At 67.1% G+C, this 26,614-nt stretch carries 20 protein-coding genes and 1 pseudogene; 12 read left to right on the top strand and 9 right to left on the bottom strand.

Translation table 11 applies throughout. From position 1 onward, the window contains the following. The first annotated feature begins 125 nt into the window (after positions 1–125). Positions 126–1,709, top strand: a complete 1,584-nt coding sequence (locus QO207_RS14605) for a peptide chain release factor 3 (RefSeq protein WP_253449548.1) — start codon at positions 126–128, stop codon at positions 1,707–1,709. 139 nt (positions 1,710–1,848) lie between these two features. Here QO207_RS14605 and QO207_RS14600 read toward each other — a convergent pair whose 3' ends face one another. After that, positions 1,849–2,862, bottom strand: a complete 1,014-nt coding sequence (locus QO207_RS14600) for a succinylglutamate desuccinylase/aspartoacylase family protein (protein WP_301533104.1) — start codon at positions 2,860–2,862, stop codon at positions 1,849–1,851. A gap of 118 nt (positions 2,863–2,980) precedes the next feature. Between QO207_RS14600 and QO207_RS14595 the strand changes: the two genes are divergently transcribed. Continuing rightward, the gene (locus tag QO207_RS14595; RefSeq protein ID WP_301533103.1) at positions 2,981–3,604 is read left to right on the top strand and encodes a TetR/AcrR family transcriptional regulator; all 624 of its coding nucleotides are present in this window, start codon (positions 2,981–2,983) and stop codon (positions 3,602–3,604) included. 4 nt (positions 3,605–3,608) lie between these two features. Here the strand turns inward: QO207_RS14595 and QO207_RS14590 are convergent, their stop codons facing one another. From QO207_RS14590 to QO207_RS14575, 4 genes are all read right to left on the bottom strand, one after another. Next, positions 3,609–4,358: an ABC transporter permease gene (locus QO207_RS14590; RefSeq protein ID WP_301533102.1), complete on the bottom strand. Its 750-nt coding sequence runs from the start codon at positions 4,356–4,358 to the stop codon at positions 3,609–3,611. A gap of 13 nt (positions 4,359–4,371) precedes the next feature. Further along, positions 4,372–5,082 (bottom strand): ABC transporter permease, encoded by a 711-nt coding sequence (locus QO207_RS14585; protein WP_301533101.1) that lies wholly within the window; start codon positions 5,080–5,082, stop codon positions 4,372–4,374. A gap of 72 nt (positions 5,083–5,154) precedes the next feature. Continuing rightward, positions 5,155–5,940 (bottom strand): transporter substrate-binding domain-containing protein, encoded by a 786-nt coding sequence (locus QO207_RS14580; protein ID WP_301533100.1) that lies wholly within the window; start codon positions 5,938–5,940, stop codon positions 5,155–5,157. Positions 5,941–6,009: 69 nt separating this feature from the next. After that, the gene (locus QO207_RS14575; protein WP_301533099.1) at positions 6,010–8,055 is read right to left on the bottom strand and encodes an aminotransferase class I/II-fold pyridoxal phosphate-dependent enzyme; all 2,046 of its coding nucleotides are present in this window, start codon (positions 8,053–8,055) and stop codon (positions 6,010–6,012) included. A 291-nt stretch (positions 8,056–8,346) separates the two neighbouring features. Between QO207_RS14575 and arnB the strand changes: the two genes are divergently transcribed. The 8 genes from arnB to QO207_RS14535 are packed head-to-tail and all read left to right on the top strand — an operon-like array spanning position 8,347 to position 17,248. Continuing rightward, the gene (gene arnB, locus QO207_RS14570) at positions 8,347–9,486 is read left to right on the top strand and encodes a UDP-4-amino-4-deoxy-L-arabinose aminotransferase (RefSeq protein ID WP_301533098.1); all 1,140 of its coding nucleotides are present in this window, start codon (positions 8,347–8,349) and stop codon (positions 9,484–9,486) included. A gap of 7 nt (positions 9,487–9,493) precedes the next feature. After that, positions 9,494–10,498, top strand: coding sequence for an undecaprenyl-phosphate 4-deoxy-4-formamido-L-arabinose transferase (gene arnC, locus QO207_RS14565; protein WP_301533097.1), 1,005 nt, complete (start codon positions 9,494–9,496; stop codon positions 10,496–10,498). Beyond that, entirely contained in the window at positions 10,495–12,516 is a 2,022-nt protein-coding gene (gene arnA / locus QO207_RS14560) for a bifunctional UDP-4-amino-4-deoxy-L-arabinose formyltransferase/UDP-glucuronic acid oxidase ArnA (protein ID WP_301533096.1), read from the top strand. The genes arnC and arnA overlap by 4 nt, the downstream gene beginning before the upstream one ends. Beyond that, on the top strand, positions 12,516–13,400 hold the full coding sequence (arnD, locus tag QO207_RS14555) for a 4-deoxy-4-formamido-L-arabinose-phosphoundecaprenol deformylase (protein WP_301533095.1): 885 nt from the start codon (positions 12,516–12,518) through the stop codon (positions 13,398–13,400). Before arnA ends, arnD begins: the two co-directional genes overlap by 1 nt. After that, positions 13,397–15,046 carry a lipid IV(A) 4-amino-4-deoxy-L-arabinosyltransferase gene (gene arnT / locus QO207_RS14550; RefSeq protein ID WP_301533094.1) on the top strand — a complete coding sequence of 550 codons (1,650 nt, stop codon included), beginning with the start codon at positions 13,397–13,399 and terminating at the stop codon, positions 15,044–15,046. Before arnD ends, arnT begins: the two co-directional genes overlap by 4 nt. Continuing rightward, positions 15,043–15,387 carry a 4-amino-4-deoxy-L-arabinose-phosphoundecaprenol flippase subunit ArnE gene (gene arnE / locus QO207_RS14545; protein ID WP_301533093.1) on the top strand — a complete coding sequence of 115 codons (345 nt, stop codon included), beginning with the start codon at positions 15,043–15,045 and terminating at the stop codon, positions 15,385–15,387. Before arnT ends, arnE begins: the two co-directional genes overlap by 4 nt. Next, positions 15,384–15,812, top strand: a complete 429-nt coding sequence (gene arnF, locus QO207_RS14540; RefSeq protein ID WP_301533092.1) for a 4-amino-4-deoxy-L-arabinose-phosphoundecaprenol flippase subunit ArnF — start codon at positions 15,384–15,386, stop codon at positions 15,810–15,812. The genes arnE and arnF overlap by 4 nt, the downstream gene beginning before the upstream one ends. Before the next feature lie 38 nt (positions 15,813–15,850). Then, entirely contained in the window at positions 15,851–17,248 is a 1,398-nt protein-coding gene (locus QO207_RS14535) for a UDP-glucose/GDP-mannose dehydrogenase family protein (RefSeq protein WP_301533091.1), read from the top strand. A gap of 789 nt (positions 17,249–18,037) precedes the next feature. Here QO207_RS14535 and QO207_RS14530 read toward each other — a convergent pair. Genes QO207_RS14530 through ptsP form a run of 3 tightly spaced genes read right to left on the bottom strand, consistent with a single transcriptional unit; the run spans position 18,038 to position 23,660 of the window. Beyond that, entirely contained in the window at positions 18,038–19,792 is a 1,755-nt protein-coding gene (locus QO207_RS14530) for a PTS fructose-like transporter subunit IIB (RefSeq protein WP_301533090.1), read from the bottom strand. Positions 19,793–19,818: 26 nt separating this feature from the next. Next, a complete protein-coding gene (pfkB, locus tag QO207_RS14525; RefSeq protein WP_301533089.1) occupies positions 19,819–20,766 on the bottom strand; it encodes a 1-phosphofructokinase in 948 nt (315 codons plus the stop codon). Further along, positions 20,766–23,660 carry a phosphoenolpyruvate--protein phosphotransferase gene (gene ptsP / locus QO207_RS14520; protein WP_301533088.1) on the bottom strand — a complete coding sequence of 965 codons (2,895 nt, stop codon included), beginning with the start codon at positions 23,658–23,660 and terminating at the stop codon, positions 20,766–20,768. Before ptsP ends, pfkB begins: the two co-directional genes overlap by 1 nt. 203 nt (positions 23,661–23,863) lie before the next feature. On the opposite strand from ptsP, the gene cra reads away from it, so the two are divergent. Then, positions 23,864–24,856, top strand: a complete 993-nt coding sequence (gene cra / locus QO207_RS14515; RefSeq protein ID WP_301533087.1) for a catabolite repressor/activator — start codon at positions 23,864–23,866, stop codon at positions 24,854–24,856. A 4-nt stretch (positions 24,857–24,860) separates the two neighbouring features. Next, positions 24,861–25,640 (top strand): TatD family hydrolase, encoded by a 780-nt coding sequence (locus QO207_RS14510; protein WP_301533086.1) that lies wholly within the window; start codon positions 24,861–24,863, stop codon positions 25,638–25,640. 691 nt (positions 25,641–26,331) lie between these two features. On the opposite strand, the pseudogene QO207_RS14505 reads toward QO207_RS14510, so the two are convergent. After that, a pseudogene (locus tag QO207_RS14505) lies at positions 26,332–26,614 on the bottom strand (methyl-accepting chemotaxis protein); the annotation flags it as partial.

Genomic DNA, 26,614 nt, shown 5'->3' with positions numbered 1-26,614 from the left:
GCCCCTAACGGGGTCAAGCGCCTTGCGTCGCCGGGTCTGCCGGCGACGCTGCGGTTTACGCTATAATCCCGCGCTTTTCGGGCCGCTCGCTGCCCATCTTCACCGAATCGACCAGGCACCCATCCATGAGCATCCAAGCCGCCGAAGTCGCGAAGCGCCGCACGTTCGCGATCATTTCCCACCCCGACGCCGGTAAGACCACCATTACCGAGAAGCTCCTGCTGATGGGCAAGGCGATTGCCGTCGCCGGTACCGTGAAGTCGCGTAAATCCGACCGTCACGCCACCTCCGACTGGATGGAAATGGAGAAGCAGCGCGGCATCTCCATCACCACCTCGGTGATGCAGTTCCCCTACCGCGAGCACATGATCAACCTGCTCGACACCCCCGGCCACGAAGACTTCTCCGAAGACACCTACCGCACCCTGACCGCGGTGGACTCGGCGCTGATGGTCCTCGACGGCGGCAAGGGTGTAGAGCCGCGCACCATCGCCCTGATGGAAGTCTGCCGGCTGCGCGACACGCCCATCGTCAGCTTCATCAACAAACTCGACCGCGACATCCGCGACCCCATCGAGCTGCTCGACGAGATCGAAGCGGTCCTGAAGATCAAGGCCGCGCCGATCACCTGGCCGATCGGTTGCTACCGCGACTTCAAGGGCGTGTACCACCTCGCCCAGGACAAGATCATCGTCTACGTGCCCGGCCACGGCCACGAGCGCATCGAGACGAAGGTCATCGACAAGCTCGACTCGGACGAAGCGCGCGCGCACCTGGGCGACCTCTACGACAACTTCCTCGAAGAACTGGAGCTGGTGCAGGGCGCCTGCCACGAGTTCGACAAGGACGCCTTCCTCAAGGGCGAGATGACCCCGGTATTCTTCGGTACCGCACTGGGCAACTTCGGCGTCGACCAGGTGCTCGACTGCATCGTCGACTGGGCCCCGCAACCGCTGGAACGCGGCGCCCACGAGCGCACCGTGGCGCCGACCGAGGAGAAATTCTCCGGCTTCGTGTTCAAGATCCAGGCGAACATGGACCCGAAACACCGCGACCGTATCGCCTTCATGCGCATCTGCTCGGGCAAGTACGAGAAGGGCATGAAGATGCGCCACGTGCGCCTGGGCAAGGACGTGAAGATCGCCGACGCGCTGACCTTCTTCTCCAGCGAGCGTGAGCAGCTCGAAGAAGCCTTCGCCGGCGACATCATCGGCCTGCACAACCACGGCACCATCCAGATCGGCGACACCTTCACCGAAGGCGAGGCGCTGGGCTTCACCGGCATCCCGCACTTCGCCCCGGAACTGTTCCGCCGCGTGCGCCTGAAGGACCCGCTGAAGTCCAAGCAGCTGCGCCAGGGCCTGCAGGAACTGGCCGAGGAAGGCGCCACCCAGGTGTTCTTCCCCGAGCGCAACAACGACATCATCCTCGGCGCCGTCGGTGTGCTGCAGTTCGACGTCGTCGCCAGCCGCCTGAAGGAGGAATACAAGGTCGAGTGCGCCTACGAGCAGATCAACGTCTGGTCCGCGCGCTGGATCGAGTGCAAGGACGAGAAGAAGCTCAAGGAGTTCAAGGACAAGGCCTTCGAGAACCTGTCCGTGGACGGCGGCGGCCACCTCACCTACCTGGCCCCGACCCGCGTCAACCTGAGCCTGATGGAAGAGCGCTGGCCGGACGTCACCTTCCGCGCCACCCGCGAACACCACTGAGTTCGCCACTCACGAAAACGCCCGCCTTGTGCGGGCGTTTTTGTTTGTCTTTTCGTAGGAGCGAGCTTGCTCGCGAACAAACCCCGCTGCGGGGCCTGGGTTCGCGAGCAAGCTCGCTCCTACGAAGAGCCGTTCGGCGTTATGGATCGAGTGCGCCGGAGCTCCAGGTGCTGGACGTCGTGCTGCCGGTCAGCTTGGCGGCGATGGCACCCTGAGGAATCAGCCGGTCGCGATAGCGTGTAACGAGCAGGCCGCCCTGTGGAGCACGCAGGATGTGCTCGCTGCTGGCATCGCCGGGGCGGGAGATGATGCGGCCGAAGCGTTCGCCCGCCTCGATCCATTCACCCAGCTCACGCTCGAAGACCAGCACGCCGGCTGCCGGGGCGAACACGGTTTCCATGAAGCCCATGGGCGTGGCAACGCCCTGCCACTCCGGCAACGACCCGGCATCGCTCACCACGCCGCGGGCACCGAGAAAGCGGTAAAGGCCATCGGCATCCTGCTGCGCCAGCGCGTCGCTGACGTCGCCCTGACCGCGCAATTCGACCGTCGCCACCAGGCGTCCGGCAAAGCGCTGTTCGGCCAGCCACGGGGCGATCACTACCTCCTCGAAAGCGCCGTCGCCATCGCCTTCCCAGATGATCGCCAGCTCAGCACGGAGCGCGGCGGCGAGGTCCTGTGCGGCAGGCCAGAAGCACTCGTGGATATACACGTACTGCAACGCCTCGTCGTCGGTGTGCAGGTCGAGCACGATGTCCGCCGGCGCGGCCAGTTCGGCCACGCGCTTTTGCCACAGCGTGAGGTTGTCGAGAGTGCCGCTGGCGGCCGCCGAAGCGATGAAGCCACGGTTGAAATTGCGCGAGGTCGCTTCGTGGTTTCGACCGAGAATCCGTCCCTGGCGGAACTGAGCGATGCCGAACGGATTGGCCTGCGGAACCACTGTCACGCTGCCGTTCAGCTCGCCGCGTTCGGCTGCATCGTGCAGACGCGGCAGCAACTCGTGGAGCACCAGCATCCCGGCGATTTCGTCGGCGTGCACACCGGCCTGCAAGTGCACTCTCGGGCCCGGTTTTCCACCATCGATGTGCCAGGCGCGCACGCACAATTCGGCGCCGGAGTCGCCGGGTACGCTGAAGGATACGTCCTCGATCATCTGCACTGCCTCCTCTGTCCTGTGTCTGTCCGAAAAGCCCATGGAAATCTTCGCCAGCGCCTCCTAGTATCGAACCCGTTCGCCGCGTACCGGCACCACGCTCAGAGGACGCCCGCCCTTGGATATCCCCCGCCAGAAAGCCCAGCGCGCCACCTCCGAGGAGCGTCGCGACCATCTGGTCCGCGCCTGCCTCAAGTGCCTGGTCGCCGATGGCCACGCGGGCATCTCGGTGCGCCGCATCGCCAAGGAAGCCGGCGTCGCCGTGGGCCTGGTCAACCACCATTTCGGCAGCATCGACGCACTGGTCGCGCAGGCCTACGAGACGCTTGCCAGGGATGTCACCCAGGCGCTGTACCAGCAGGTCGACGCGGTCGGCAGCGACCCGGCCGTGCGCATGGAAGCCTTCCTCACCGGCTCCTTCTCGCCCCAGGTGCTCGACCCCGACCTGCTCAGCCCCTGGGTAGTGTTCTGGAGCCTGATCCGCCACTCGCCGCCGGTAAACGAAGCGCACGAGCGCGGCTATCACAGCTACCTCGCCATCCTGGAAAAACTCATCAGCGAACTCGCCGACGCCGAGGGCTTCAAGGTGGCACGCCCGCGCCTGGCCGCCATCGGCCTGTCCGCCATGCTCGACGGCCTGTGGCTGGAGTGGTGCCTGAATCCCTCGACCTTCAGCGCCGCCGACGGCCTCGAACTCAGCCGCTGCTGGGTCGAAGGCCTGCGTCGCGGTGCCTACGCGTAACCACTCACACGGCCGTACGCGGCCTGCGCTTGCCCAGCCACGAACGCTGCGTCGGCTTGGGTGTCTCGCGGCGAACCGGCGTCGCGCGCTCCAGCACCGCGAACAGCGCCTCGATGATGAAGGTCAGGCAGATGTAGATCGCCGCCACCAGCAGCAGCGGCTGGTAGACCTGGAAGGTCTGCGCGCGCACCACGTTGGCCGCGCCGAGCAGGTCGACCACGGCGATGGTGGACGCCAGCGCGGTGGACTTGAGCAGCATCACGCTCTCCCCTGCCAGGGTCGGCAGCAGCAGGCGAATCGCCCGCGGCAGCCACACACGGTAGAGCACCAGCGTGCGGTTCATGCCGAACGCCGAAGCGGCCTCCAGCTCGCCGCGCGGCACGGCCTTCAGGCCGCCGCGCACCACCTCGCCGACGTAGGCGCCGACCGAGAGGATCAGCGCGATGACGATGTACCAGAAACCATCGCGCAGGTATGGCCAGAGGAAGCTGCCGCGAATCAGCGGGAACTGCGCGAACAGGCTGCCCAGGCCGTAGTAGAAGATGTAGATCTGCACCAGCAGCGGGGTGCCGCGAATCACGCTGGTGTAAGCCAGCGCCAGGCGCGAGACCAGGAAGTTGCGCGACATCCGCGCCAGCGCCACACCCAACGCCAGCACGAAGCCCAGCGTGGCGGAAATCAGCAGGATCACCAGGGTGGTGCCCAGCCCTTTGAGCAGCAGGGCACCGTAGACGAATAGCCAGTGTTCGTTCATCGCCGCGCCTCGTTCAGACCGCCGGAATCCAGCGGCGGAAACGCCGCTCCAGGTAGCCGGAGAACAGGTTGGAAAGCACGGTGAGCACGTAATACAGCGCCGCCGCGGTGAGGTAGAAGGTCAGGTAGTGACGGGTCGAACCGGCGGCCTGCTTGGCCGTGTAGAGCAGTTCGTTGGTGCCGACCACACTGATCAGCGCACTGTCCTTGATCAGGTTGACCCACAGGTTGGCCATGCCGGCCAGCGCGTTGGGCGCCATCATCGGCAAGGTCACCCGGCGGAACAGGCCGAAGCCGTGCATGCCGTAGGCGCGCGCCGCCTCGATCTGTCCGTAGGGAATCGACTGGATGGCGCCACGGAAGATTTCCGAGGCGTAGGCGCCCTGTACCAGGCCGAGCACGACGATGGCGACCATCATGCCGTTGAGCTTCACCTGGCCGTAGCCGAGCCACTCGAAGAACTGGTTCAGGCCCATGGAGCCGACGTAGAACAGCAGCAGGATCAGCAGCAGCTCCGGCACCGCCCGGCACAGCGTGGTGTAGCCGCGCGCAAGCATGGCCAGCGGGCGCGGTCCGCTGATCTTGGCACTGGCCGCAGCCAGGCCGATGAGCAGGCCGACCAGGAAGGCGCCGACGGAAATCTGCAGGGTGACCAGCAGCCCCTTGAGCAGGGCCGGGCCCCAGCCGGTGGGGCCGAAGCCGATCAGGTCGAAGATGCTTTGCATGGCCGTCTCCAGGAAGGGAGGCTCGGGATCACCCCGTGCCCGCCACGGGCACGGGTCCAGCTCAAGCCAGGATCACTGCTTGGGCGCGACGCTCATGCCGAAGTACTTGTCCGACAGCGCCTTGTAGTCATCGCTGGCGAGCAGCTTGCCGATGGCCTCGTCCATCTTCGCCTTCAGCTCGGTATCGCCCTTGCGCATGCCGGCGCCGACGCCACGGCCGAACAGCGGGTCGTACTTCACTTCGCCCTTGTTGACGATGCCGGCCGCCTGGGCGTCCGGCGACTTGACGAAGGACGCCACGGCGATGCCGTCGGCCATCATCAGGTCGATGCGCCCGGCCACCAGGTCGGCGTTCACCGAGTCCTGGGTGTCGTAGTAGCGCACGTCGGCGATCTTCTCGTAGTACTTCTTCAGGTAGTTGGAGCTGACGGTGGAGATCTGCACGCCGATGGCCTTGCCCTTCAGGCCCTCGGGGGTGATCTGCACGTCCACCGCCTGCGGCGCGGCGACGGCCACCGGGGTGTCGTAGTAGGGGCGGCTGAAGGCGATCTGCTTCTCGCGCTCGTCGGTGATCGACAGCGAGTTGAAGATCACGTCGATCTTCTTCGCCAGCAGCGCCGGGATGATGCCGTCCCAGGCCACTTCGTCGATCTCGCAGGTGGCTTTCATTTCGGCGCAGACCTGGCGAATCAGGTCCGGCTCGAAGCCGACCCAGCTGCCATCGGGCTGCTTCTGGGAGAACGGCGGATAGGGTTCGGCGGCCAGGGCGAAGCGGATCGTCTCGGCCTGGGCGCTCGCCATGCCAGCCACCAGCATCGCCGCACCCACCATCAGATTGCACAGACCTTTCTTGTTCATCGTGATCCCCTGCATTGTTGTATTTAGTGTTGGGTCACGCTCATCGATGCGCCGACTGCGCGGCATCGGTCAGCGATTCTGGTGCGCGTTGACGAACTGCCGGCAGCGCTCGCTGCGCGGCCGCGAGAAGACCTCCTCGGCGGTGCCCTCCTCCTCGATCAAACCCTTGTGCAGGAACGCCACATGGCTGGACACGTCGCGGGCGAAGGCCATCTCATGGGTGACCAGGATCATGGTGCGCCCCTCTTCGGCCAGCGAGCGGATCACCTTGAGCACCTCACCCACCAGCTCCGGGTCCAGCGCCGAGGTCGGCTCGTCGAACAGCATCACTTTCGGCCGCACGGCCAGTGCACGGGCGATGGCCACGCGCTGCTGCTGGCCGCCGGACAGGAAGGCCGGGTATTCGTGGCGTTTCTCGGCCAGGCCGACGCGTTCCAGCAGCGCCTCGGCGCGCTCGCGGGCCTCGGCCTTGCTCTCGTGAAGGACGAAGGTCGGCGCCTCGATCAGGTTCTCCAGCACCGTGCGGTGCGGCCACAGGTTGAAACTCTGGAACACCATGCCCAGCTGCGAACGGATGCGCGTCAGCTGCTTCTGGTCGGCCACCATCGGCTCACCGTGACGGTTCTGCGCCAGCGCGATGGTTTCGCCATTGACGGTGACCGAGCCCTGGTTGGGAATCTCCAGCATGTTGATGCAGCGCAGCAGGGTGCTCTTGCCCGAGCCGCTGGCGCCGATCAGCGAAATCACCTCGCCCTCGCGGGCCGACAGCGAAACGCCCTTGAGCACCTCGAAATCGCCGAAGCGCTTGTGGATATCGCGCACGTCGATGACCGGTTTGGTCGCGGTCTGAGCCGTCTGTTGTAGGAGCGGACCTTGTCCGCGATCAGCTGCAACGCCTGGAGTGGAATCGCGGACAAGGTCCGCTCCTACAGGCTTGGTATACGCCGGCAGGGTCTCGACGAAACGGATGATCCGCGCACAGGCCTCGGCCATGCTCTCGTCGCTCAGGCCGAAGGACAACCGTACGAAGCCTTGCGCCTGCGGGCCGAACGCCGCGGCATCGAGCACCGAGACGCCAGTGGCATGGAACAGCTGCCAGGAGAAGTCCAGCGAGCTGAGGCCGGTGTCGCGCACGTCGACCATGACGAACATGCCGGCCTCGGGCTTCAGCACCTTGAGGCGCGGGCTGTCACTCAGCGCGGCAACCACCAGGTCGCGGCGGCGGCGGTAGATCTCGCGCATCGACGAAACCACCTCATCGTGACTTTCCACCGCTACCCGCGCGGCCTCCTGAATGAACCCCGGCAAGCCGTAGAACATGTTCAGCGCAAGGTTTTCCAGGTGCACGACCAGGGTCGGGTTGGCGACGATCCAGCCGGTGCGCCAGCCGGTCATCGCGTGGGATTTCGACAGGCTGCCAATGCTCAGGGTGCGCTCGGCCATGCCCGGCAGGGCGGCGAAGCTCTGGTGCTCACGCTCGAAGGTCAGGCCCTCGTAGACCTCGTCCACCACCACCCAGAGGTCATGGGCCTGGGCCAGCTCGGCGATGGCCAGCAGTTCCTCACGATCCAGCACGACGCCGGTGGGGTTGTTCGGGTTGGCCAGGAAGATGGCTTTGGTACGCGGCGTGATGGCGGCAGCAATGTCGGCGGCCTGCGGTCGGAAGCCATGTTCCGGGCGGGTCGGAACGCCCACCAGCACCGCGCCAGTGGCCTTCAGCGTGGCCTCGTAGGTGACGTAGACCGGATCGAAGGTGATGACCTCGTCGCCCTTCTCCAGCAGGCACATGGCAGCGGCAAACAGACCGTTCTGCGCACCGGCCACCACGATGACGTTTTCCGCCCCGACAACCTGCCCGCACTTTCGTTCATGCAGCGCGGCGATGGCCTGGCGCAGCTCGGGCTTGCCGGCCACGTCGCTGTAGTGGGTGTCGCCGCCGCGCAGGGAGGTGACGGCGGCTTCGGTGATGAAGTCCGGCGTGGCGAAGTCCGGGTCGCCCACGCTCAGCACTATCACGTCGCGGCCTTCGCGCTGGGCGGCGATCGCGGCGTAGTGAATGTCCCAGGCGGCAACGCCGGGTCCGACCATCCTGTCCACAAGCGACGAATAACGCATGCAAGGGCCTCATCCGAATGACGGAAATTCCTGCGACTTTCCCGCAGGAAGCGTCCGTAGGAGCGTGGGGCCACCATAGCCAAGGATGAACGACTGTTCAACAGTGTTTTGCGACACGGAATACGTCGCTTTCGGACATTTCACTCAACTGACTTCCATACGTCCGGTGCGATAAGTCGCAAGACCGATCGGTAAACGTAATCACGACATCCACTTAACGGCTTCTTAACGAACTTCGACGTAGCTTTCGCACACTTGAAAGTCTGAGCCTCGCGGCCGTTGGAACCCGACATGGATACGCCATTCCTCCCTTTTTCCCGTCCTAGCATCGGCGAAGACGAAATCCAGGCCGTCAATGACGTGCTGCGTTCGAGCTGGATCACCACCGGCCCGAAGAACCAGGAACTGGAACAGCGCTTCGCAGAGTCCATCGGTTGCCGCCACGCCGTCGCGCTGTCCTCCGCCACCGGTGGCATGCACCTGGCCCTGCTGGCCCTGGGCATCGGCCCGGGCGATGAAGTGATCACCCCGTCGCAGACCTGGGTCTCGACGGCCAACATGATCTGCCTGCTGGGCGCCACGCCGGTGTTCGTCGACGTCGACCGCGACACCCTGATGACCGACGCCGCCCGCATAGAAGCCGCGATCACCCCGCGCACCCGCGCCATCGTCCCGGTGCACTACGCTGGCGCAGCCTGCGACATGGACCCGATCAACGCGCTGGCCCAGCGCCACGGCATCGCCGTGATCGAGGACGCCGCCCACGCTGCCGGCACGCTGTACCGCGGCCGCCACGTCGGCCAGACCGGCACCGCGATCTTCTCCTTCCACGCCATCAAGAACCTCACCTGCGCCGAAGGCGGGATGTTCGTCACCGACGACGAAGCCCTGGCCAACCGCGTGCGCACCCTGAAGTTCCACGGCCTGGGCGTGGACGCCTACGACCGCCTGACCCACGGCCGCAAGCCGCAGGCCCAGGTGGTGGAGCCCGGCTTCAAGTACAACCTCACCGACATCAATGCCGCCATCGCCGTGTCGCAGCTGCCCAAGCTGGAAGCGCTCAACGTCCGCCGCGCCGAACTGGCCGCCCGTTACGCCGAGCGCCTGGCGCACCTGCCGGTGCAGCCGCTGGCAGTGCCGAGCTACCCGCAGCACCACGCCTGGCACCTGTACATCCTGCGCATCGACGCCGAACGCTGCGGCCTGGACCGCGACGCCTTCATGCAGGGCCTGCAGGAGCGCGGCATCGGCAGCGGCATCCACTTCATCGGCAGCCACCTGCACAGCTACTACCGCCAGCGCTTCCCCAACGTGAGCCTGCCCAACACCGAGTGGAACTCGGCGCGGATCTGCTCCATCCCGCTGTTCCCCGACATGACCCGCGCCGACCAGGACCGCGTGGTCGACGCCATCGAAAACCTGACTCGGTAACGCCGTCGTGAAACCCTACCCGATCAACCTCGTGTCCATCGTCATCCCGGTGTACAACGAAGAGGCCAGCCTGCCCGAGTTGTTGCGCCGTACCACGGCCGCCTGCGAGCAGCTCAATCGTCCGTACGAGATCGTGCTGATCGACGACGGCAGCCGCGACAGTTCCGCCGACCTGCTGCAGGAAGCCGCGCAGGCTCCGGGCAGCCACATCGTGGCGATCATCCTCAACCGCAACTACGGCCAGCACGCGGCGATCATGGCCGGCTTCGAGCAGTGCCAGGGCGACCTGGTGATCACCCTCGACGCCGACCTGCAGAACCCGCCGGAAGAAATCCCGCGCCTGGTCGAGGAAGCCGCCAAGGGCTACGACGTGGTCGGCAGCGTGCGCCAGAAGCGCCAGGACTCGGCTCTGCGCCGCTGGCCGTCGAAGCTGATCAACCTTGCCGTGCAGCGCTCCACCGGCGTCGCCATGAGCGACTACGGCTGCATGCTGCGCGCCTACCGCGCGAGCATCGTCAAGGCGATGCTCGCCTGCCGCGAGCGCAGCACCTTCATCCCGATCCTGGCCAACAGCTTCGCCCGCCACACCACCGAGATCCACGTGGCCCACGCCGAGCGCGAGCACGGCGAGTCGAAATACGACTTCGTGCGCCTGATCAACCTGATGTTCGACCTGGTCACCTGCATGACCACCTCGCCGCTGCGCCTGTTGTCCTTCATCGGTGGCGGCATGGCAGTGGCCGGTTTCGCCTTCGCCGTGCTGCTGGTGTTGCTGCGCCTGATCTTCGGCGCCGCCTGGGCCGGCCACGGCACCTTCGTGCTGTTCGCCGTGCTGTTCATGTTCACCGGCGTGCAGCTGGTCGGCATGGGCCTGCTCGGCGAGTACCTGGGCCGCATGTACAACGACGTCCGCGCCCGCCCCCGCTTCTTCATCGAACGCATCGTTCGATCCGACGCCCCGCGCGTCCAGCTCTCCACTTCCTCTTCTTCTCTCGAGTCCATCCAGCCATGACCCAGCAGACCATCGTCTTCGCCTACCACGACTTCGGCTGCGCCGGCATCGAAGCCCTGCTCGCCGCCGGTTACCAGATCGACGCCGTCTTCACCCACGCCGACGATCCCAAGGAAAACCGCTTCTACGGCTCCGTCGCCCAGCTCTGCGCGCGCCTCGGCATCCCGGTGCACGCGCCGGAAGACGTCAACCACCCACTGTGGATCGCCCGCATTCGCGAGCTGCAGCCGCAGTTCATCTTCTCCTTCTACTACCGCCACCTGCTCAGCGAAGAGCTGCTGGCCTGCGCCAGCCAGGGTGGCTACAACCTGCACGGCTCGCTGCTGCCGCGCTACCGCGGCCGCGCCCCGGCGAACTGGGTGCTGGTCAACGGCGAAACCGAGACCGGCGTGACCCTGCACCGCATGGTCAAGCGCGCCGATGCCGGCGGCATCCTCGCCCAGCAGAGCGTCGCCATCGGCGCCGACGACACCGCGCTGATGCTGCACGGCAAGCTGCGCGAAGCCTCCCGCGAGCTGCTCAACCAGGCCCTGCCGCGCCTGGCCCGTGGCGAGCTGCAGGAAGTTGCCCAGGACGAATCCCGCGCCAGCTACTTCGGCCGCCGTACCCCGGCTGACGGCCAGATCGACTGGCAGCGTCCGGCTCGCGAGCTGCACAACCTGGTACGCGCGGTGACCCAGCCCTACCCCGGCGCCTTCGCCCCGGTGGGTGATCGCAAGCTGATCGTCTGGGGCTCGCGCGTCGTCGCCGGCAACGGCGGCAAGGCGCCCGGCTCGGTGCTGGCGGTCGACCCGCTGCGCATCGCCTGTGGCGAAGACTCGCTGGAAATCCTCGCCGGCCAGCAGGGCGACAGCGGCCTGTTCCTCGCCGGCCCGCAACTGGCCCGCGAGATGGGCCTGGTGGAAGGCTCGCGTCTGCACGGTGCCAGCGGCAAGCCCAAGCGCAAGACCCGCGTGCTGATCCTCGGCGTCAACGGCTTCATCGGCAACCACCTGTCCGAGCGCCTGCTGCGCGACGGCAACTACGAAGTCTACGGCCTGGACATCGGCTCCGACGCCATCGAGCGCCTGAAGGGCAACCCGGACTTCCACTTCGTCGAAGGCGACATCAGCATCCACACCGAGTGGATCGAGTACCACATCAAGAAGTGCGACGTGGTCCTGCCGCTGGTGGCCATCGCCACCCCGATCGAATACACCCGCAACCCGCTGCGCGTGTTCGAGCTGGACTTCGAGGAAAACCTCAAGCTGGTGCGCTACTGCGTCAAGTACAACAAGCGCGTGATCTTCCCCTCGACCTCCGAGGTGTACGGCATGTGCACCGACGCCAACTTCGACGAAGACACCTCGAACCTGGTGGTCGGCCCGATCAACAAGCAGCGCTGGATCTACTCGGTCTCCAAGCAGCTGCTCGACCGCGTCATCTGGGCCTACGGCCAGAAGGGCCTGAAGTTCAGCCTGTTCCGTCCGTTCAACTGGATGGGCCCGCGCCTGGACCGCCTGGACTCCGCGCGCATCGGCAGCTCGCGCGCCATCACCCAGCTGATCCTGCACCTCGTCGAAGGCACCCCGATCCGTCTGGTCGACGGCGGCGCGCAGAAGCGTTGCTTCACCGACGTGGATGACGGCATCGAAGCGCTGGCACGCATCATCGATAACGAAGGCGGCCGTTGCGACGGGCAGATCGTCAACATCGGCAACCCGGACAACGAAGCCAGCATCCGCCAGCTGGGCGAAGAGCTGTTGCGCCAGTTCGAAGCCCACCCGCTGCGCGACCAGTTCCCGCCCTTCGCCGGCTTCCGCGAAGTGGAAAGCCGCAGCTTCTACGGCGATGGCTACCAGGACGTGTCGCACCGCAAGCCGAGCATCGAGAACGCCCGCCGCCTGCTGAACTGGCAGCCGAGCGTGGAGCTGGCCGAGACCATCGGCAAGACGCTGGACTTCTTCCTCCGCGAAGCCCTGGCCGAGCGTGCCGGCAGCCAGCCGCACGTGGTGCCGCTGAAGAAAAGCATCGCCTGATGAAAGCGGGACTGCGTATCGACGTGGACACCTACCGCGGCACCCGTGACGGTGTGCCGCGGCTGCTGGACATGCTCGACGAAGCCGGGGTCAAGGCGACCTTCTTCTTCAGTGTCGGCCCGGACAACATGGGCCGGCACCTGTGGCGGCTGATCCGCCCGCAGTTCCTGTGGAAGATGCTGCGCTCCAATGCAGCCGGGCTGTACGGCTGGGACATCCTCCTGGCCGGCACCGCCTGGCCGGGCAAGCGCATCGGCCGCGACCTCGGCCACCTGATGCGGCGCGCCCGCGAGGCCGGCCATGAGGTCGGCCTGCACGCCTGGGACCATCACGGCTGGCAGGCCAACGCCGGCCGCTGGAGTTCCGCGCAACTGGAGGAGCAGATTCGCCAGGGTACCGACACCCTCGCCGACATCCTCGGTCACAAGGTCGAGTGCTCGGCGGTGGCCGGCTGGCGCGCCGACGAGCGCACGGTCGAAGCCAAGGAGCGCTTCGGCTTCCGCTACAACAGCGACTGCCGCGGTACCTCGCTGTTCCGCCCGCGCCTCGCCGACGGCCGCGCCGGCACTCCGCAGATTCCGGTGGACCTGCCCACCTTCGACGAGGTCGTCGGGCCGCAGCTGCCCTCCGCCTCGTTCAACGACTTCATCCTTTCACGCTTCGACATGGACGCCCTGAACGTGTACACCATTCACGCCGAAGTCGAGGGCATCCTCATGGCCCACGACTTCCGCCGCCTGCTGAGCCAGGCGCGCAGCAACGGCATCCGCTTCGTGCCGCTGGGCCGGCTGCTGCCGGACGATCCCGCCACCCTGCCCGTCGCCAGCCTGGTGCGCGGCGAGCTGGCCGGCCGCGAAGGCTGGCTCGGGGTACAGCGCGCATGAACCGCCTGGCCTACCCGAAGCTGCTCGCCGCCTTCGTCCTGTGCATCCTGCTGCCGATGGGCTTCCACGGCCTGTGGATCCCGGACGAGTCGCGCAACGCCCAGATCACCCAGGCCATGCTGCAGACCGGCGACTGGGTGTCGCCGCACCTGCTCGGCCTGCGCTATTTCGAGAAGCCCACCGGCGGCTACTGGCTGACCGCGATCAGCCAGGCGGTGTTCGGCCAGAACCTGTTCGGCGTGCGCTTCGCCTCGGCGCTGGTCTCTGCGCTGAGCACCCTGCTGGTCATCCTGGTGGCCCGTCGCCTGTGGAACGACCCGCGCCGCACCTGGACCGCCGGCCTGCTCTACATGAGCTTCGGGCTGATCGCCGGGCAGGCCGGCTACGCCAACCTCGACCCGCAGTTCACCCTGTGCGTGAACCTCAGCCTGGTCGCGCTGTGGTACGCCTTCGACGCCGCCACCACGCGCGGGCGCCTCGCCGCCTGGAGCCTGCTCGGCGCCGCCTGCGCCTTCGGCTTCATGACCAAGGGCTTCCTCGCCTTCCTCCTGCCGGTGCTCATCGGCCTGCCCTATGCCGTACTGCAGAGGCGCTTCGGCGAACTGCTGCGCTACGGGCCGCTGGCCGTGCTGGTCGCAGCAGCCGTCTCGGCGCCTTGGGTACTGATGATCCACGCACGCGAGCCGGACTTCTGGAACTTCTTCTTCTGGCACGAGCACATCCGTCGCTTTGCCGCCGAAGATGCCCAGCACACCCGCCCGTTCTGGTTCTTCGTGCCACTGCTGTTCGCCAGCGCCCTGCCCTGGGCGGTGCTGATCCTCCCGGCGCTGCGCGACGGCTTCAAGGGCTGGCGCCAGTCGAAGACGCTGTTCGTGCTGCTCTGGCTGGTCATGCCGTTCCTGTTCTTCAGCCTGGCCAAGGGCAAGCTGCCGACCTACATCATGCCCTGCTTCGCCCCACTGGCCCTGCTGATCGCCGACTGCCTGGGCCGCGCCCTGCAGAACCGCCGGCTGCTTGCGCTGCGCCTCAATGGCGCGCTCAACCTGCTGCTGGGCAGCGGTGCGCTGGCCGGCCTGCTGGTGATGCAGGCGCGTCATCCGCAGTACCACGACGAACTGCCCAGCGTGCTGATGATCGCCCTGGTCTGCATCGCCTGGGTCGTCACCGGCCTGCTACAACTGCTGCGCCCCACACGCTTCTGGGCCGCCCCCGCACTGGCCGTCTGGCTGCTGGTGGCGCTGGTGCCCAACGCCATGCCGAACAAGCTGATCGGTAGCAAGATGCCCGACCAGTTCATCGCCGAGCACCTGGACGCTCTGAGCGAATCCCACAAGCTGCTGAGCAACGACCTGGGCGCCGCCACCGCGCTGGCCTGGCGTACCGGGCGCAGCGACGTGACCCTGTTCAATACCGTGGGCGAGCTGAAATACGGCCTGCGCAATTATCCCGAAGGTCAGGGCCGTAGCGTCGGCAACGACGAAATCCGCGCCTGGATCGACCAGGCGCGCACCGAGGGCTCCGTCGGCGTGGTCATGCGCGTCAACAGCGCCGACGACGAAGCCGAACTGGCGATGCTGCCCAGCGACGCCGTCAGCTACCGGCAGAACCACATCGTGGTGCTGCTGATTCCCCAGGCGAAGCCATGACCGCCCTGCTGCTCGCCGGTGTCTGCCTGCTGACCTGCCTGGGCCAGATGGCGCAGAAGCTTGCCGTGGAAAGCTGGCGTGATGCGCCAGCCAGCATCGCCGCGAAGCTCTTCTCGCCCTGGCTGCTGACGGCCATCGCCTGCCTGGGCGGCGGCCTGCTGCTCTGGCTGCTGGTGCTGCAGCGCCTGGAGGTCGGCGTCGCCTACCCGATGCTGAGCCTCAACTTCGTGCTGGTGACCCTGCTGGCGAGCCGCCTGTTCGGCGAGCACATCGACGGCCGCCACTGGGCGGGCGTGGCACTGATCGTCGGTGGCGTGGCACTGCTGGGGATGCACACATGAAGCGCGGAATCCTTCTCGCGCTGGGCAGCGTAGCGCTGGTCAGCAGCGCCCAACTGGGTATGCGCTGGAGCGTCACGCGCCTGCCGAGGCAATGGCCGTTCGAACTTGCCCAGCTGGACCTGTCGGCCCTGCTGGTGCTGGTCGCCGCCGTGCTGGCCTACGCACTGTCGATGCTCTGCTGGCTGCTGGCGCTCAAGCACCTGCCGCTGAGCCGCGCCTACTCCCTGCTCAGCCTCAGCTACGCCCTGGTCTACCTCGGCGCCGCCTGGCTGCCCGGCTTCGGCGAGGCCCTGAGCCTGCCACGCACCCTGGGTGTCGCCCTGGTGATCGCCGGCGTGATCACCATCAACGCGCCACGCCGGCACGACAGAACAACCGTCATCAAACCCAGCGACGCTCGCAACGATCGAGTGCAGCTGGACTGACCCCATCCCGCTTCGAGCCCTTATCGGGAGAGCACAGCATGAAAATCAGCGTATTCGGTATCGGTTATGTCGGCCTGGTGCAGGCAGCCGTGATGGCGGAGGTCGGTCACGACGTCCTGTGCATGGACATCGACCAGGACAAGGTGGCCAAGCTCAAGCGCGGGCAGATCAGCATCTTCGAGCCCGGCCTCGCCGAGCTGGTGAAGGACAACCTGGAGGCCGGCCGCCTGCGCTTCACCCATGACGTCGCCGAAGCCGCCGGCCATGGCCGCGTGCAGTTCATCGCCGTGGGTACCCCGCCCCAGGCCGACGGCTCCGCCGACCTGCGCGCGGTGTTGGCGGTGGCCGAAGGCATCGCCCGCAACCGCACCCAGCCGGTGATCATCGTCGAGAAGTCCACCGTGCCGGTGGGCACCGGCGACCGGGTCAAGGCGCGCATCCACGAAGTGCTCGCCGAACAGGGCCGCAGCCTGGACTTCGAGATCGTCTCCAACCCCGAATTCCTCAAGGAGGGCTCGGCCCTGGCCGACTGCCGCAAGCCCGACCGCATCGTCATCGGCTGCGAGAACGCCGAAGTGCTGGACGTGATGCGCGAGATCTACGAGCCGTTCAACCGCAACCACGACCGCATCCTCACCATGAGCCTGCGCAGCGCCGAGCTGACCAAGTACGCAGCCAACTGCATGCTCGCCACCAAGATCAGCTTCATCAACCAGATGGCCGAACTCGCCGAGCACCTGGGCGCCGACATCGAAGCGGTCCGCCAGGGCATGGGCGCCGACCCGCGCATCGGCTACCACTTCATCTACCCCGGCTGCGGTTACGGCGGTTCCTGCTTCCCCAAGGACGTCCAGGCGCTGATCCAGAGCGCCGACGAAGCCCACTGCTCCAGCGACCTGCTGCGCGCCGTGGAAGCAGTGAACCAGCGGCAGAAGGACAAGCTGTTCGAGCGTATCCGCGCCTACTACGGCGGCAAGCTCAAGGGCCGCACCTTCGCGCTCTGGGGCCTGTCGTTCAAGCCCAACACCGACGACATGCGCGACGCTCCCAGCCGCGTGCTGATGGAGGCCCTCTGGGCGGCCGGCGCCAAGGTCCGCGCGTTCGACCCGGAAGCCATGCCCGAAGCCCAGCGCCTGTACGGCCACGATGAACGCCTGACCCTGATGGGCACCCCGGAAGCGACCCTCGGCGGCGCCGACGCCCTGGTGATCTGCACCGAGTGGCGCCAGTTCAAGGCCCCGGATTTCGACCTGGTGGCCAGCCGCCTGAAGACCCCGGTGATCTTCGACGGGCGCAACCTGTTCGACCCCGAGCGCCTGGCCCGCTACGGCTTCGAATACTTCCCCATGGGCCGCGGCGACTCCCACCGCCTGCCGGTGCCGGCGCCGAAGCCGGCCAAGCCGGTCGTGGTGCATCGGCAGAAGCGCATCGCCTGACGACGTGATGACCAGCCGGTGCGGCCCATCCTGGGGCGCGCCGGCGGTTCGCGAACAAGAACTGGGCGTCCCCCTTCCAGGCTATACGCCGGCGTGCCCTTCGTAGGAGCGAGCTTGCTCGCGAACGGGCCACCCGTCGCTGCCGACCATGGCCAGCTACCGACAGCATCCGGCGTGATGCACGCCTATCGCGGACGGAGTCCGCTCCTACGTACGCGCCGCGCCCAGTGCGCTCCCTGTAGGAGCGGATTCATCCGCGATGGATTTCGCGGACAAGGTCCGCTCCTACAGGGGAATACCTGTGCCATGCGGTTCGCGAGCAAGCTCGCTCCTACGAAGAGCGCCTCCGTTCCGGCCGGCTCTGGCTCTTGAAGACTTCCAGTGAAATATCCGCGCACTCCGACTGCCCCGTTCAGGAGGCCGCGTTGAAGTGGAGTTTCAGGGGTTGAGCGACATGGATGTCGCGAGAGCTGCGATGGGCCAGGGATGGCCCTTCGCAGCGTGCCCCTGAAACTTCGCTTCAACGAGGGAATTTTTCGCCTAGGCGAAAAACCGGATGTCCGGGGCAAGACCTTTTGGTTCCTTTTGGGGCGTTTGCCAAAAGGGACTCGCCCGAGGGGGCGAAACAAGAAGTCCGAGCGCACGCCGAAGCGACGCAGAACACCCGGAGCCAAAGCATCGCGGAGAAGCTCCGCTCCTACAAAAGCCCCAACCCCACTGCCAGCCTGCAGAAACACCGTGCGCGCGACTCGCGGGGATGGCCCGCTCCTATACCCGCCGAGCCCCCCCTCAAACCCGCCCCGCCACCTGCTCCCCCATCACCATCATCGGCGCCGCCTCACCACGCTTGAGCAGCGCGTAGAGCACGCCGGTCACCACACTGCCAATGGCAATCGCCAGCAGATAGAGCAACGCATGGTTCATCGCGTTGGGGATCAACAGCACGAACAGCCCGCCATGGGGCGCCAGCAGCTTGCAGCCGAACAGCATCGACAGCGCGCCAGTCAGCGCACCACCGGCGATGCTCGCCGGGATCACCCGCAGCGGGTCCTTGGCGGCAAACGGAATCGCCCCCTCGGAGATGAAACACAGCCCCAGCACCAGCGCCGCCTTGCCGGCCTCGCGCTCGCTCTGGGCGAACTTGCGTCGCGCCAGCAGCGTGGCGATGCCCATGCCGATCGGCGGGACCATGCCGCCGGCCATCACCGCCGCCATCGGCGCGTAGCTCTGCGAAGCGAGCAGGCCGACGGAGAACGCATAGGCCGCCTTGTTGATCGGCCCGCCGAGGTCCACGCACATCATTCCGCCCAGCAGCAGGCCGAGCAGGATGGCGTTGGTGGTGCCCATGCCGGCAAGAAAATCGGTGAGCGAACGCATCATCGCCGCCACCGGCGAGCCCACCACGTAGATCATCACCAGCCCGGTGAACAGGCTGGCCAGCAGAGGAATGATCAGGATCGGCTTGAGCGCCGCGACACTGCTCGGCAGCGGAATCCACTGGGCAATCGCCCGTGCCGAATAGCCGGCGAGCAGGCCGGCGACAATGCCGCCGAGGAAGCCTGCGCCCAGCGTACTGGCCAGCAGGCCGCCGATCATCCCCGGCGCCAGTCCCGGCCGGTCGGCGATGGACCAGGCGATGTAGCCGGCGAGCATCGGCACCATCAGCTTGAACGCGGCGTCGCCGCCGATCTGCATCAGCGCCGCCGCCAGGGTGCCCTGCTGCTTGAACGCCTCGATGCCGAAGACGAAGGACAACGCGATCAACAGGCCGCCGGCCACCACCATCGGCAGCATGAACGACACACCGGTGAGCAGGTGCTTGTAGACGCCACGCGCTTCATTTTTGCTCGGCGCCGCCGCGCTACCAGCGGAAGACGAAGACTCCGCCGTCGCCTCCTTCAGTGCGCGCTCGATGGTCGCCTGCGGCTGCTTCAGCGCCACGCCGGTGCCGCAGCGGAAGATGCGCTTGCCGGCAAAACGCTCGGGGTTGACCTCGATATCCGCCGCCAGCAGGACCACATCGGCAGCGGCGATTTCTTCCGCACTCAGCGGGTTGCGCGCGCCCACCGAGCCCTGGGTTTCCACCCGCAGCTCGACACCCATCTGCTGCGCCGACTGCTGCAGCGCCTCGGCGGCCATGAAGGTGTGCGCCACGCCGGTCGGGCAGGCAGTGACGGCAACTATCCTCGCCACTTTCTGAACCTCGGCGGGTGCACTCGGAGCTTCGTCGCGCTGCCAGACCGATGCTTCCTGCGCAGCGCGCTGGAGGAAGACAGCAGGCTCGGCCAAAGCCTCGGCCGGCCGCGCCTGCACCAGGCGCTTGCCGGCGAAGCGCGAGAGGTCCAGCGGCTGCGCGCTGACCACCAGCACCCAGTCGGCAGCAGCGATCTGCCCTTCGCTCAGCTGGCGTTCGGGATGCTGCGGGTCGCGTTGTTCGACGCACACCGACCAGCCCAGGCGCTCGGCCGCCGAACGCAGCAGGCGGGCGCTGAGCACGCTGGAAATCTGGCCATTGGGGCAGGCCGTGATCAAGGCAAGGTTCATCTTCATACCTCTTGTTGTTCTTGCGCTCAGGTCCGGCTCGGGGCCAGCGCCTGAACCTGCACGGCGTCTTCGATGCGCTGCAGGCGCTGCACATCACCGATGCCGAAGCCGAACTGGGTCACGGCCAGCGCCGCCACTGCCGTGGCCTGGCGCAGCACGCGCTCGGCCGGCCAGCCGGCGAGCAGGCCGTGGACCATACCGGCCAGCAACGAGTCACCCGCACCCACGGTGCTGGCGACTTCCACCGTCGGCGGAACGGCCTGCCAGACACCCGCTGGGCCGAACCAGCGCACGCCGTCGGCGCCCTGGGAAACCACCACCTGTTCGATGCCGCGAGCACGAAACGACGCCACCTGCGCAGCCAGTTCCCCGGCGCTGCCAGCGAGATGTCCACAGGCCTCGCCCAGTTCCTGGTCGTTGGGCTTGATCAGCCACGGAGCGGCCTCGATGCCGGCGCGCAGAGCCGTGCCACTGCAGTCGAAGGCGACCTTCAGGCCCTGCCCTTGCAGACGCAGCAACAACTCGCGCAACCACTGCGGATCGACACCGCGCGGCAGGCTGCCGGCCACCACCGCCACTTCGAAGTCGGCGGCGATCAGATCGAGGCGATCCAGCAGCGCGTCCTGCTGCGCTTCACCGACTTGCGGGCCGGGCCCGTTGATATCGGTGATGCGCCCGGTGCCTTCGGCGAGCTTGATGTTGCTGCGGGTTTCACCCGGCACGCGGACGAAGGCATCGATGAAGCCACGCTGGCGGAACAACGCTTCGAAGGGTTGCGCATTGTCCGCGCCGAGGAAGCCGGCAACCGTCAGCGAATGGCCAAGGTCGGCCAGCACCTGGGCGACGTTCACTCCCTTGCCGGCGGCCTGGCTGAGCACCGACTCGCTGCGGTTCACCTCGCCGGGTTCCAGCTGTGGCAGGCGCACGGTGAGGTCCAGCGCCGGATTCAGGGTCAGGGTCAGGATGCGGGCCATCAGTGCACCTCCGGCAGCGCCAGGGCGACACTCTGGCGCACGTCCGCCGCCGAGCACAGGCCCAGCGCCGCCTGTGCCAGTTCGCGGGAGGTCGGCAGGTCCAGCTCGCGTACCCGCGCCTTCACCAGCGGGATGCTGCGCGCCGAGACGCTCAGTTCGTCCACCCCCAGGCCGATGAGCAGCGGCACTGCCAGCGGGTCGGCGGCCAGTTCGCCGCACACGCCCACCCATTTGCCGTGGGCGTGGGCGGCGCGCACGGTCATGTCGATCAGTTGCAGCACCGCCGGGTGCAGGCCGTCGGCCTGGGCGGAGAGGGTCGGATGGCCGCGGTCGATGGCCAGGGCGTACTGGGTCAGGTCGTTGGTGCCGACGCTGAAGAAGTCCACCTCGCGCGCCAGCACCGGCGCCAGCAGCGCGGCGGATGGCACCTCGACCATGATGCCGAGCTGCAAGTCGTGTTCACCGCCCAGCTCGGCGCAGAGTTCGCGGGTGAGGTCGCGGGCCTGCCGCCACTCCTCCACCTGCCCGACCATGGGGAACATGATGCGTAGCGGCCGGCCCGCAGCGGCACTCAGCAGAGCGCGCAACTGGGTGCGGAATATCTGCGGGCGCTGCAGGGTCAGGCGCACGCCACGGATGCCCAGGTAGGGGTTGGTTTCCTCGGGAATCGGCCAGTACGGCAGCGGTTTGTCGCCGCCGACATCCAGCGTGCGCGCCACCAGCGGGCGACCGTCCAGGGCGTCGAGCACGCGGCGGTATTCCAGCTCCTGGGCGGCCTGGTCCGGCGCCTGGGGGCTGTCCATGAAAACGAATTCGGTGCGCAGCAGGCCGACGCCTTCGGCGCCCAGCTCTACAGCTTTCGCCGCACTGGCGGTATCACCGAGGTTGGCGCAGACCTCCACGGCATGCCCGTCGCGGGTGACGGCGGGCTCGTGGCGGCGCGCCTCGGCCTGCTCGGCGCGGCGCTGGCGCAGGTCGCGCTGGGCTTCGGCGGTGCGCAGGGTTTGCGCGTCCGGCGCGATGCTCAGCTCGCCCTTCTCACCATCCAGCAGCAGGACGGTGCCGGACTCCAGGGCCAGCACGCTGACTCCCGCACCGACCAACGCCGGAATGCCCAGCGCGCGGGCGATGATCGCGCTGTGCGAGGTGGCACCTCCGCGCGCGGTGACGATGCCGGCCACTCGCTCCGGGTCCAGCCGCGCCACGTCGGAAGGGCCGACTTCGTCCATTACCAGGATGTAAGGCTGCTCCGGCTCGCTCGCGCTCTCGGCGCCGCACAGCCGCGCCAGCACACGCCGGCCGACGTCCCGCAGATCAGCCGCGCGCTCGGCCAGCAGCGCATCGCGCAGAGCCTCCTGCTGGCTGGCGACGCGCTCGATCACCTGGCTCCAGGCCGCTTCGGCGCTGGCGCCCAAGACCAGCAGTGTCTGCACTTCGTCGAGCAACTCGGGGTCGTCCAGCAGAGCCTGGTGGGTGACGAAGATGTCGCGGATCGCCTTCACCTGGCTGCGTTCCACCAGCGCTTCGATCTCCGCGCTGATGGCGCTGCGTGCTTCGTCCAGGCGCTGGCGTTCGGTATCGGCGGACTCGCCGCGCTCGGCGAATTCGAAGGCACGGGCGACCTGCAAATAAGCCGGCCCGCTGGCGATGCCCGGCGAGGCGGGAATGGCCTGGAGTTGCGCACCGGCTTCCGGAGCACGTACGGCCTGCAACTCCAGTTCGTCGACGGCGACGCTTTCGAGTATCAGCTCGACGGCTTCCGGCAGCGGTTCGACCTCTTCGCCCAGGCCCTGCTCCACCGCCGCACGCACGGCGGCCAGCGCGGCCTCGGCGATCTCCGGCTCGGCGAAGAACTCCAGCATCTGCCCACGCCGCGCGCCGAGGCTGAGCAGCTTGCTCAGGCTGCGGATCGACACCGGGGCGCTGTCGCCTTCGGCGATGCGCACGCGGATTTCCCCGCTGAAGTCGCGCGCCAGCAGCATCAGCACCTGCGCCGGGCGCGCATGCAGGCCATGGGGGTTGGCCAGCGGTACGCGGACGCTTGGCCAGTCCACCGGCAGTTCGCCCCCCAGGGCTTCCAGCACTGCGCGCACGGACGTGGCACTGGCCAGCTCACCGGCACGGCCATCCACCAGCAGATCACAGAGACGAGCGAACACCGCCTCGTGGGCATCGCCCTGGCGGGCCAGGCAGAACAGCCCGCGCACCGGCTGGCCGGCGTGGCTCAGCTCGCGTGTGGGGGTCACGAATACCAGTCCGGGACGGGTGACGCACTGTTCGCTGTCCTGCCACCAGAGGCCATTGCCCAGCGGCAGCGCTTCCTGATCGTGCAGGGCGGCGGCGAAGCCGGGGACGACGCAGCCGGCCTTCTTCAGGCGACGGGCACCGACCAGCGCCAGCTCGTCGAAGTCCTCGGCAGCGACGCCCAGGCCGACCAGTTGCTCGTCGAACAGCAAGGGTTGCGAGCTGCCCCCCTGCAGGAGCCGCAGCAGGTCCTCGGGCTTCTGCGCCGCACGCAGCGCATTGCCCACCTCACCGTCGCCCAGGGCGCGGGTCAGCAGTTGCAGCAGACGCAGGTGTTCGTCGGACTTGGCTGCGATGGCAATCGCCAGGTGTACGGTCTGCCCGTCGCCCCAGTGCACGCCCTCAGGGAAGTGCATCAGGCGCACGCCGGTGCGTTGCACCAGGTGGCGGGTGTCCGGCGTACCGTGGGGAATCGCGATGCCCTGGCCGAGGTAGGTGGAGCCCTGCGCTTCACGGGCCTGGATGCCGGCAAGGTAGCCCGAGGCGACCAGGCCGTCGTCCTCCAGGGCGGCGCCAAGCATGGCCAGCGCGGCCTGCTTGTCGGCGGCGCGCTGGCCCATGCGGACCTGCTGCGCGTTGAATTCGAGCATCGTCTTCTCCTCACCGGCGCTTGCGCACGCCGGCGCTGGGGCGGTTATCCGCTTGTACGGTGAACAGCTTAGAAGGCGCGGCGCAGGAACAGGGCTCAGGCAATACTGCGTGCGCAATGCTGAATCGTTTCACCTATTGAGACTGGCACGTTACTCGATAATGCGTGATCCTTGAAGCCCCCAATTGTCGGCAGCATTCCGCGTTGAAACTCAGTGATATCGCCCGCCTGGCCGGTGTTTCGGTCACCACCGCCAGCTATGTGATCAATGGCAAGGCCGTCCAGCGCCGCATCAGCGCCGCCACGGTGGAGCGCGTGCGCGCGGTGATCGAAGAGCACGGCTACCACCCGGACCAGCAGGCCGCCAGCCTGCGCCGCGGGCAGACCCGCACCCTGGGCTTCATCCTCCCGGACCTGGAAAACCCCAGCTACGCCAAGCTCGCCAAGCTGCTCGAACAGGGCGCGCGGGCACGCGGCTACCAGCTGCTGATCGCCTGCTCGGACGACGAGCCGGACACCGAGCGCCAGGTACTCAGCCTGTTCCGCGCGCGACGCTGCGACGCACTGATAGTTGCCAGTTGCCTGCCGGCCAGTGACGACAGCCACACGCGCCTGCAGGCCGATGGCGTGCCGATCATCGCCGTGGACCGCCAGCTCGACCCGCAGCGCTTCTGCTCGGTGGTCAGCGACGACCGTGACGCCAGCCAACGACTCACCGCCAGCCTGCTCAAGCCGGCGCCGCGCAGCATCGCCCTGCTCGGTGCACGGCCGGAACTGATCATTTCCCAGGAACGCGCGGCGGGCTTTCGCAGCGCCCTGCGTGACTTCAAGGGCCAGGTGCTGATCGAACATGGCGAAACCTTCAGCCGCGACTGCGGGCGGCGCCTGATGGAAGAACTGCTGGCCGGCCAGGGCCAGTTGCCCGACGCGCTGATCACCACCTCCTACGTGCTGCTCGAAGGCGTGTTCGACGTCCTCCAGGCGCGCCCCAAGGGTTGGCCGGACGGCCTGCGTATCGCCACTTTCGGCGACACCCAATTGCTCGACTTCGTGCCGCTGAAGGTCAACGCCATCTCCCAGCAGCACGCGCTGATCGCCGATCGGGCGCTGGACCTGGCGCTGGCCGCCATCGAGCAGAACAGCTACACCCCCGGCGTGCACCCGATCCCGCGCAACCTCAAGCTGCGCACGGAGTGAACCGATGCGCCTGATCGACACCCACAACCATCTGGACTGCCCGGACTTCGAGCAGGACCGCGCCGCCGTGCTGCAACGCAGCCGCGAGCTGGGGGTGGAGCGACAGGTGCTGCTGGGAGTCTTCCGCGAGAACTGGGAAGACGTCTGGGCGCTGGTGGAGCAGGAACCGGACCTGTACGCCGCACTCGGCCTGCACCCGATCTACCTGGCGCGGCACCGGCCCGAACACCTCATCGCGCTGCGCGAATGGCTGCAGCGCCTCGCCGGCCACCCGAAGCTCTGCGCGGTAGGCGAAATCGGTCTGGACTACTACCTGGAAGACCTCGACCGCGACGGCCAGCAGGCCATCTTCGAGGAGCAGCTGCGCATCGCCATCGACTACGAGCTGCCGGTGCTGCTGCACGTGCGTCGCGCCCACGCGGCGATGATCGCCACGCTCAAGCGCTACAAGCCCAAGCGCCAGGGCATCATCCATGCCTTCGCCGGCAGCCGCGAGGAAGCCCGCGAATACCTCAAGCTGGGCTTCCGCCTGGGCCTGGGCGGCGCCCCGACCTGGCCGCAGGCCAACCGCCTGCGCAAGGTGGTGCCGGAGATTCCATTGGAATCCATCGTGCTGGAAACCGACTCGCCGGACATGGCGCCGTCGATGTACCCCGGCGTGCGCAACAGCCCGGAACACCTGCCGGATATCTGCGTGGCACTGGCCGAACTGAAGGGCGTCAGCCCCGAGGAGCTGGCGAGCGCCAGCACGCGCAATGCGCTGGAGCTGTTCGGCTGGAGCTGAGCCGTCCGCTCCTACCTGGATAATCTTGTGCTCGCCCCCAGCCCTCTCCCCCCGCCCTCTCCCTGAAGGGAGAGGGAGCTATCCGTGCCGGCTGACATTGCGGTTTCAGTCGGCACCGAACCAGTCCCCTCTCCCTTCAGGGAGAGGGTTAGGGAGAGGGAAAATCCAAGGCACGATCTATCAAAAGAAGACAGTTGCTCCTACGAGAGCATACGCATCCCTTTGGCTTTAGCTGTTGAGGTTTTCCAGAGAAACATTCGCACGCTCCGGAATGCCCCTTTCAGGAGGCCTCGTTGAATTGGAGTTTCAGGGGTTGAGCGACATGGATGTCGCGAGAGCCACGATGGGCCAGGGATGGCCCGTCGTGGCGTGCCCCTGAAACTTCGATTCAACGAGGGAATTTTTCGCCTAGGCGAAAAACCGGATGGAGGGGCAAGCCTTCTTGGTTACTTCTTCGGCGTTTGGAAGAAGTGACTCGCCGAGAGGCGAAACCAAATCCATAAGCGCACACCGAAGCGGCGCAGAAACACCCAACCCCATGGTGCTCACGCAAGACGGCAAGAGTCCTGAGTTCACCGACAAACCGATACCCGTGAGATGGGGTGCATCCATGCGACCCACGGGCATCGGCCTGCTGGCGAAAACCTGGTTACCGGGCGGATCACAGCATCCGCCCCAAAGTCAGTGACGATCAGACGCGGAACGCGCCGATCAGCCGCTTGAGTTCCACCACCTGGCCGGCCAGTTCGCGGCTGGCGCGCTCGGTCTCGCTGGCGCCTTCGGAGGTGCGCTCGCCAGCCTGGTTGATCTCGACGATGTTCTGGTCGATGTCATGAGCCACGGCAGTCTGCTGCTCGGCGGCGGCGGCGATCTGCTGGTTCTGGTCGACGATGGCGCCCACCGCCTGGAGGATGTTCTCCAGCGCCTGCTGCACCTGGGCCGACTGGCTGACGGTGCCATCGGCGGTCTGGTGG

This window comes from Pseudomonas sp. CAN1, assembly GCF_030462585.1.
GTDB lineage: Bacteria > Pseudomonadota > Gammaproteobacteria > Pseudomonadales > Pseudomonadaceae > Pseudomonas.
This window is presented reverse-complemented; position numbering and strand designations above follow the sequence as displayed.